This window comes from Patescibacteria group bacterium, from assembly GCA_035549555.1.
Lineage (GTDB): Bacteria > Patescibacteriota > Microgenomatia > UBA8517 > UBA8517 > Co84-156.
This window is the reverse complement of sequence record DASZQR010000005.1, coordinates 1-9,371: the sequence shown is the minus strand read 5'-3', so window position 1 is coordinate 9,371 and position 9,371 is coordinate 1. Positions and strand designations below refer to the sequence as shown.

5 protein-coding genes are annotated in these 9,371 nt (G+C 35.1%); 3 read left to right on the top strand and 2 right to left on the bottom strand.

Going from position 1 to position 9,371, the window contains the following annotated elements; all coding sequences use genetic code 11:
- Window positions 1-618 precede the first annotated feature (618 nt).
- Window positions 619-990 carry an Hpt domain-containing protein gene (locus tag VG895_00460; protein ID HWA51514.1) on the bottom strand — a complete coding sequence of 124 codons (372 nt, stop codon included), beginning with the start codon at window positions 988-990 and terminating at the stop codon, window positions 619-621.
- A gap of 587 nt (window positions 991-1,577) precedes the next feature.
- Between VG895_00460 and VG895_00455 the strand changes: the two genes are divergently transcribed.
- The 3 genes from VG895_00455 to VG895_00445 all read left to right on the top strand — a co-directional run bounded on the left by VG895_00455 (window position 1,578) and on the right by VG895_00445 (window position 8,281).
- Window positions 1,578-5,105: an amino acid adenylation domain-containing protein gene (locus tag VG895_00455; GenBank protein HWA51513.1), complete on the top strand. Its 3,528-nt coding sequence runs from the start codon at window positions 1,578-1,580 to the stop codon at window positions 5,103-5,105.
- Between the two features lie 15 nt (window positions 5,106-5,120).
- The gene (locus VG895_00450) at window positions 5,121-7,526 is read left to right on the top strand and encodes an ATP-binding protein (GenBank protein ID HWA51512.1); all 2,406 of its coding nucleotides are present in this window, start codon (window positions 5,121-5,123) and stop codon (window positions 7,524-7,526) included.
- Between the two features lie 68 nt (window positions 7,527-7,594).
- Window positions 7,595-8,281 carry an SDR family oxidoreductase gene (locus VG895_00445; protein ID HWA51511.1) on the top strand — a complete coding sequence of 229 codons (687 nt, stop codon included), beginning with the start codon at window positions 7,595-7,597 and terminating at the stop codon, window positions 8,279-8,281.
- A gap of 148 nt (window positions 8,282-8,429) precedes the next feature.
- Here the strand turns inward: VG895_00445 and VG895_00440 are convergent, their stop codons facing one another.
- The gene (locus VG895_00440; protein HWA51510.1) at window positions 8,430-8,831 is read right to left on the bottom strand and encodes an acyl-CoA thioesterase; all 402 of its coding nucleotides are present in this window, start codon (window positions 8,829-8,831) and stop codon (window positions 8,430-8,432) included.
- Window positions 8,832-9,371 lie beyond the last annotated feature (540 nt).

Below are 9,371 nucleotides of genomic sequence, written 5' to 3'. Positions count from 1 at the left end.
ATTCGGGACATAGTGGCTACCAGATGAGGTGACCGGACTAAATCACATTTAGTCTTAAAAATGCTTGAGCGTAGTGCGGTGAAAGTCGCATGCTGCGTTCTTAGAGGAGCCAGCAGCAGTAATGCGACTGGCTTACTCGATGCTTCGCACCAGCTCGCGCCCTTCGGGACGTGTGGACAAACCCTGAATACCGAAAAGATGTTATTCAGAGTTTGACCACACTCACGAGCTTATCGCCCACATACCCACAGGCACAATAACAACTATTTGTTAATTAATTTTTTAAAGACTAGAGTCTCCTAAAAATTTCTTAGGCAGTGGTCTAGACAAGGGGGTCACTTAAGGGTTGCTGACCAACAATTGTGAATTACCATTATCAAAGATCTTAAACCAACAGAAATAAGCGATTGGTGTATTATTAAAAAGTGTTTGACATATATTAGCGATATCAGTTGTTGAAACCAATGAAAAATGATTTTCAGGAAGTATAATTTTGTTCATAATAATTTTTTCATGATCGATAAATCACCTATTTTTGTTAGAGCATTATAGTCGACAAATGATTCAAGTAGCCATTAAATATCTAGTCGAACTTTAGCAACAAAATAAAATTTACATCTACTTTTGAATGGAATAATAAAGTTTTTCCAAAGCATCCATAGCTGTAATAAATTTTTTATAAACAGTTTTTGACTTATTATAATCATGAGCCTTTAAGATGATTTCCAAATTGCGTGTCGCCTGCAACATATCAGGAGTATTCGTATAGCATAAGCCGCCATGCAATTTATGAACTTGATGGGTCAACTTTTCCCAATCACGAGCATTATAAGATATTTCAATTTCTGCACGCACCTCCGGCAATGAGGCCATAAGTTCAATGATTATTTCCCATGCAAGTTTGTAGCTTGCTTCTGATTTTTTCAAAGAAATAATTTCTAGGCCACTTTCTCCTATTTCTGAAGCAGCAACATTTTGAGTTTTTTGCATCGCTGTTATCTCTTTAATAATTATTGCATTAACAAAGCAATTAACCAGCATTTCAACCTAATCGCGAAATAAACTGATTAAAAAATTCTTCTTCCATGATAATTATAAATCAATAAAATTACAAAAACGACAGTTTTATATTTACAATAAAGTGCCCATTTGAGTAAATGCATTACTCATAATATTATTTTTATCCATTACAGTTGATTATCCCAATCCACCCAAGCGCAATCACCTACCCCCATTCCTAGCCTTTCTGATACTGAATTCCTGGAAATTGACGAAAAATTACCCAAAGAGTTCTACTGACCGTTTTTTCTACTATCTGAATTACAAATTAGTAATAAGACAATTAGTAATAAGAAAAATTGTCGCTCACCTAATACTGTGTTAAAATTTTATATGAAATTAGCTTTAGATTTTATGTAAAGAATTACAAACAGCATCCTAATGGGCCGTAGCAACATACTACGTATAATAAGGTAGAGCTCAACCCTGTCCTTATCTATCGTTTTATGGAAAAAGCGGAGTGTAAATGGATTTTAGAAAGGAGAGAAACAATAATCTTTAAAATTTAGAGTTTAAATATGAAACCTGAGACTGATAGTCAAACATCCGCAAATGAACTAATTGCTTGGATACGTAACTATGCTTTTTTGCATATCGATTCACGCCTTGCCAATGAACGCCGCTGTTTTCCTCCTCATATTTTTCTGGATTTGGGAAATAAAGGTTTTTTTGGAATGCATATATCGCATAAATATGGTGGACTGGGTTTAAAAACTCAAGATATTTTGCGTGTAATGCAGCAGGTTGCAGCAATTGATCTAACACTGGCCACTGTTCTGGCTGAAAGTATACAAGCTGCCCACACTATTGAAAAATATGCTCCAAAAAACTTACAGCTTAAATACCTACCACAATTAGCCTCGGGACGCATTTTAATTTCTGGCGCGATGACTGAACCTGCGGCAGGCTCTAATCCCCGCGCAATGCAAGCAACAGCTACCCCCAATGGTCAAAATAGTTGGCTGATAAATGGTCATAAGCGCTGGGTAGGTTTATCGCCATCAGCTAGCGCGATCGCTGTGTATGTTAACCAAGTGGATACTCAAAATAAGTGGTTGGGGATGAGTGCATTTCTTATTCCTAGAGAAACGCAGGGATTACATATAGGATTGGATTCCCCCACCATGGGAGTTCGAGGTTTTGCTAAAAATGCGGTTCATCTACAAAATGCTCAAGTAACTTCTGAACAATTACTTGGGAGCCAAGGAGAAGGCATGGAAATTGCCCAGGATAATATGATGTACACACGCCTATGTCTGGCCGCCGCAAATGTAGGCGTCCTAAAACGTTGTGCGCAATTGATGTTTCGTTATGCAGAACAACGAAATATTGCCACAGGACAGCTATTAGAAAATCCCGTTACCTTGGTTCGTTTGAGTGAATTAACAACTCTAACCAATGCAATTGAAAATTTAATTCAAATAACCGCTGAGCTATATGATGTGGACTCAACTCAAGTGCCCGAAGAAGCGTTTGTAGTTTCTAAAGTACTAGCCTCAGAATACCTCGGATGGGCAGCTGATATATTAATTCAAACATTAGGCGCTAGGGGCTATGAAGAAAATAACATAGCTTCGCAAATTTTTCGTGATGCACGTACATTTAGAATATTTGAAGGTCCGACTGAAGCGTTAAATATGTATATTGGCTCAAAAATACTTACGCCCAATCTTTCATTGGAACATTTTTTTGACCAACACTTAAGACAAAAGAATCTTTTTGATGAAATAAAACTTGCTATTCAGCAAGCACAACAGCATGTTCAACTACATAAATTAAAATTATTTACTAAGCCGCTTGCTGCAGATTACTGGTTACAAGCTTTAGCCGGCGAAATTGTTTCTTATGGCTTATTGCTTGGTGCTACGGCTTATAAGCTAGAAAAAAACCATTCAACCGAAAGCAAAAGAGCATTTGAATGGGTGCAAAATAAATTTAATGAAGCCATTCAAAAAGCAAAACGGATTTCTCCGGCTGAAGCAAGTTTACTTTCATCCTGTGAACTTAAAAATTTAATTACAAATTATGTCGAAACAATAGGCGATATAGACCAATCCCGCATACTTGATGATACTTCTCTCGACGAATTATTAAAATGTGAATCTAAAAATATTACCCTGTCTTTTCCAGATTCTACTTCAAGTCTTTTAAATAAATCTAATGCCAAAATAGAAGGAAATGAACAAAAACTGAATTTGCCAAATTCAAACATTAAACAACAAATACTAACATCATCGAAATCTAAAAGAAAAAACCACTTCAATTTATGTATTCATGAGTTATTTGAAAACCAGGCAATCCACACACCCGATGCAATAGCAACAATCTGTTACAATAGACAGCTAACCTACAAGGAGCTTAATAATCAAGCCAATCAGTTAGCACATTATTTGCGAAGAAAAGGCATTGGCCCCAACAAATTAGTAGCTATTTATATGGAACGTTCCTTAGAGCTAGTTGTGGGATTATTAGGAATATTAAAGGCCGGAGGAGCCTATCTACCATTAGATTATAATTATCCTCTTAAACGTTTACGATTTATGTTTGAGGACTCAAAAGCTGAAATTATTTTAACCCAAAAGAAATTAATGCAAGATTTACCCTTTGCATGCAAAGAAGCCATTCCATTAGATGATGCAGCTGATTTACTTTCTCAAGAACTAATTACTAATCCAATTAAAAATAATAAACCTTCTGATCTAGTATATGTCATTTATACTTCAGGTTCGACCGGAAAACCCAAAGGAGTCATGCAAACACATAAATCTCTAGTAAATTTACTTTCCTGGCATATGAGGCAAATACCTGGAAAACATAGTATCCTACAATTTACCAGCCTAAGTTTTGATATGAGTTTCATGGAAATATTTTCTGCTCTTTGTTCAGGAGGAAATTCGATACTAATCTCGGAAAAAGATCGCACGGATTTATTTAGCTTAAGCAGCATTATCAAAGAATATTCAGTGGAACACTTAATAACTTCTGTGGCCTTTCTCAAAAAAATGTCCGAAGTTAACCCTAAACCAGAATATTTTAAAACCCTGAAAGAAATAATTACTGCTGGAGAACAATTAGTAATAACTCCTGAAATGACAGCTTTTTTTAAACAACTACCTAAATGTAGATTAAGAAACTACTACGGCCCCTCAGAAACTCATGTTGTTACCGCTTGGGAACTACCCAAGGATCCCGACACCTGGCCCATTTATCCTCATATTGGCAAACCTATTGCTAATTCGGACATTTTTATATTGGACAATAATAAGCAATTAGTTCCTATTGATGTGGTGGGTGAAATATATATAGGTGGCCTCGGTTTGGGGAAAGGATATATTAATGATAACAATTTAACTGAGAAAAAGTTTATTCAAAATCCTTTCAGTGATAACCCGGAAGATAAATTATACCGCACCGGCGATTTAGGTAAGTATTTACCTGATGGCAATATTGCTTTTTTAGGTAGAATAGACGATCAAGTAAAAGTTCATGGCTTTAGAATCGAACTTCAAGAAATAGAATCACAGCTTATTCAGTGTCCTTTAATTAAAGAAGCCGTAATTACTATAAAAGAAAACCCCTTTTCAGATAAACAATTAATTGCTTTTATTATTCCAAAAGAAAAACATCCTGGAGAAAGTTTTATTGAGGACATTCGTCATTATTTAAGAGACCATTTACCTACGTATATGATCCCCTCGTTATTTCATGTTTTAGAAAACATACCCTTAACCCCTAGTGGAAAAGTTGATCGTCAATCTTTATTAAAAACTGAAAAAATATTAACTTTTTCTTCTAATAAGCTCGTAGAACCTGAAACAAAAACCGAAAAGACATTAGTCAATATTTTACAGAATTTTTTTAATACACCTATTGGGGTCAACCATAGCATTATATCAATCGGCGGTAATTCGTTATTGGCAATGCAAATTGTGTCTAAATTGCACGATGTATTTTCTGTTGAAATACCACCATACAGTTTGTTATCCGATCCCTCAATTGCAATGATCGCCCAACGCATTGACAATTTAATCGCCCTAAAACATTAATTTTTAAAAGAATATATGCAAAAAAGTATTCCACAAATTAATTGTCCCAGCATTTATGAACAAGTTCTACAATATTCGGATAATTTGATTATTATTCTCTCTGAAGATTTACATATTATCGACATTAACCCTACAGCCTTAAAAACTTTTCACTGGAAGAAAAATCAGATACTAAACAAAAGCATAGCGTCCCTTTGCAAAAAAGGAGGTATTAATCCATTTATTAAATCTTATCCAATTAAGGCCATTAAAAAAATGATTCAAGTTATATCTGATGGAAAAAAACTTCAGATGTGCTGGCATATAATTCCGATTGAGGAATCTTTCGATCAGAAAAAGCAATTACTATTAATTGGCAAACAAGCAGCCGATTTTAGCCAAAAAGAATTTGAAGCGATGCAACTTGATAATATAATAAGATACACTCCTCATCTTTTCTATTGGAAGGATAAAAATAGTATTTATCAAGGATGTAATGATGAATTTGCAAAATTAGCCGGCTTAAAATCTAGACATGACGTAGTTGGGAAGAGTGATTCTGAACTTATATGGAAAGACCGTGCAAGTCTGTATACAAAAATTGACCAAGAGGTGCTAAATACTAAAAAACCACAACTCAATATTGAAGAAGAAATTGTTGTTTCTGGAAACAAAATTATAACAGCCATATCAAATAAAGTTCCTTTATTTGATAATAATAAACGGGTTATTGGTGTGCTAGGAATTACTACAGATATTACTGCACGAAAAGAAATGGAAGAAGCATTACAAGTTGCTAAAGAAAAAGCAGAAGCTGCCAATATCGCAAAAACACAATTTTTAGCTAACATCAGTCATGATATTCGCACACCATTAGTTGGAATTCAAGGCATTGCTATGCTTTTGGCCAAAACTTTACCAGAAAAAATGAAAGCAGAAGCCAACTCTATAGTCCATGCGAGTAGTGATTTACTTAATTTGCTCAATGAAGTTATTAGTTTAGCGCAATTAGAAACCGGTAAGGTTCGCCAACAACTCGTTGCTTTTAATTTGAAAAAACTATTCTCTAACATTGTTACTACATTTCAACCTTCAATTAAAAAGAAAGGATTGAAAATTGATCTCAATTACTCTGATGATCTCCCGACTTTGTTTAAAGGCAATCGTATGTATCTCAATAGAATTATTCTTAATCTCGTTAGCAATGCTTTGAAGTTTACACAAAAAGGCTATATTAGAATTAATATTGAACCAGACAAATTAAATAAACCTTCAAATTCAAAAAAGAGAGCTATTAAATTTAGTGTCATTGATACTGGGATAGGAATACCTAAAAAATACCAACAATATATTTTTGAAAGCTTCACACGTTTAAATCCTTCATATGAGGGAGTTTATAAAGGAAGCGGCTTGGGTTTGCATATAACAAAACAATTTGTAGAACAATTAGGTGGAATTATTGACGTAGACAGTGAGCCTGGCCAAGGTTCCACATTTACTGTCCATGTTAAATTAGACGCTATCGATAAATTAACTGAACAAGAACTTATTGCCGAAAATGAATTTACTGAAAAATTATTAGAAGAATCAATCGTTGAAAATGTACTTGTTGAACCTCAGCAACTCGAAATTAAACAAACTCTGATACAGAAAAATGCAGATGTTCACGGTCTTTTAGTCGAAGATAATCCACTGATTCAAAAGGTTTCTGCTTTAACCTTAAATGAAATTGGCTGTTTTGTAGATATTGCTACAAATGGCCAAGAAGCTTTGCAAATGGCAGCGCGCAAAAGTTATGATATTATTTTTATGGACATAGGGCTCCCTGATATTGATGGTTGTAAGGTGAGTAGCAAAATCCGTGCGCAGCCGGATTTACCAAATTATACAACGCCCATTATCGCATTGACCGCACATATGGATGCCAGTAGCAAAGACCTATGTTTAGCCTCAGGAATGAATGCAGTAATTACCAAACCGTTAACAAAGCCACAAGGATACTACTTATTTAAACGTTATCTGCATAAGAAGTATTTATCCAAAAAACCAAATGAAATGACAACAAAATTTAATTCTGATGATACATCTCTAGAAATAAGAGAGTCTTCCGTTATTGATTTAGATGATGGCGCTAAAGTCCTTAATAAGAATCATGCGGAAGCTATTAATATGCTAGATTTATTCGCTAAATCTTTATCTGAAGAACAACCAAGTTTAGCCGCAGCTTTTTTACAGCAAGATTGGCAAAGGCTTCAATATAATGTGCATCGTCTATATGGCAGCACTTGCTTTTGTGGTGTACCACGCTTGCGCGCTGCAGCGAAAAATTTAGAAACAGCTTTTGTAAAAAATGAACATGAACAAATAGTTCCTTTATATGAAAAGCTAGACCTAGAGATTCAAGCTTTTTTCCAGGCATATCAAGCCATGAAAAAGACATAAGTAAAAGTCGTGGCTTGAAATATCCGTTAGGTTTCGAACCTAGAACACATACATTATGAAGAATAGTGATGAAAACGATTTTAATTACAGGTGCAAACCGAGGATTAGGGTTGGAAATGGTCAGACAGTATTTAGAAACTGGCTGGCGGGTATTTGCCTGTTGTCGCTCGCCTGGTGATGCACGCGAGCTTAAATCTTTATCAGTTCCCCAACTTCAAATATTTAAGCTAGATGTTAGTCTCGATCAGGATATTTTCAATTTGTCGTCGCAATTACATAATCAACCAATTGATATTCTTGTGAATAATGCTGGAATTCTAAAAACTTATCATCCTAATTCTCAGAAATTAAATCGCGCATCCTGGTTAGAAAGCTTCCAAATAAATACTATTTCTCCTGTGGTTATGGCTAAAGCCTTTGCTCCACTGATTGCTCTAAGTCAACATAAGCTCATTGTAAATATTTCTAGTAACCTCGGTAGTATCAGTTCAGTTTCGGACCCTAAGTATTTATTTTATGGATCGAGTAAAGCAGCATTGAATTATGTCACCAAGAGTTTGACTGTAAGCCTTATGCCTCAAGGAATAAGCGTTATTTCCATACATCCAGGTTGGGTTAAAACAGATATGGGAGGGGAGGAAGCAACCCTCTTCCCAGAAGAAAGCATCACCAGCATAAGAAAGCTATTGGAAAAGATGAGTATAAATAATAGTGGTAGTTTTTATAGCTATACCGGTGAAATTATCGATTACTAAATTCTTATAGCTATAAATTGCATCCTCAAATTATCTTTTCCATCTAGAATCCCTTGAACATACTCAAAGGCTCACAGCTCTTGACATGGAAATAATCGCTTAAATTTGTCTCAGGTACAGATTTTTTTTTGCTAAGTTGGAAACTATTTTATAACCCAATAGCCTTCAACCACTCATCCGTAGGCAGCACCAATTTGCGTTGTTCCAAATCAAATAACCCAATCAACATTTCCGCCGAACAACAAACTTCCCCCGCCCGCAACATAGTCTGCATTAATCTACCAATCTTTTGCTCATAAGAAAGCATTTGTGTCTCTATAACAATCGCTTCTCTTAATCGGATTTCCTTTACAAAACGTAGTTTCATTTCTAAAACCACCGGACCCAACCCTGTTTCTTTAATTTTATTCAACCCGTAACCATTTTGTGTTATTAAATCCCAACGCGCATCTTCAAATAAAGTGAGATAAGCAGCATTATTCACATGACCGAAGGTATCTAGATTACTTTCTTTAATAATGATTGGATAACTAAATGCTTTAGAATTCATAGACTAGCCTCATGTTAGCACAGTTTAACTTTATGGCATGGGACAGCATAACCGATATGCCTTCAACACTTAGAAAACCCACCATCTGATAGCCACAAAAAGCTGAAAACACCCCCTCCTCCTTAACTGGAGTTTTCTTTGCATCACCATAACACTATTCTGAAAATTATCATAATCCATAAATCCTTCATTTCAACCAGAACAAAAAGTTCAAAACATTGTATTGCAACCAATTAAATTCCATGATTTAATGCATTTATTAATTTAATATGCATGCATGCTTTGTTAAATTTAAAATAAATTTACTTTTTATTTCTATTTTGAATAAACAATATTTTATGCGACGACTATTTAACACCACTCTAGAATTAAAATCTCAAAGGAAAGTTTACCATGTCCTGGCTAACCCAAACCCAACGTTTCCTACAATCGGATTTACTACCAGAAGACCAACTAGTACCCTTAAGTTTTTCCGGCACAGAAACCCTATCCCAGCCTTTTAACTTCACCTTACAACTGGTTTCCGATGATACCGCTATC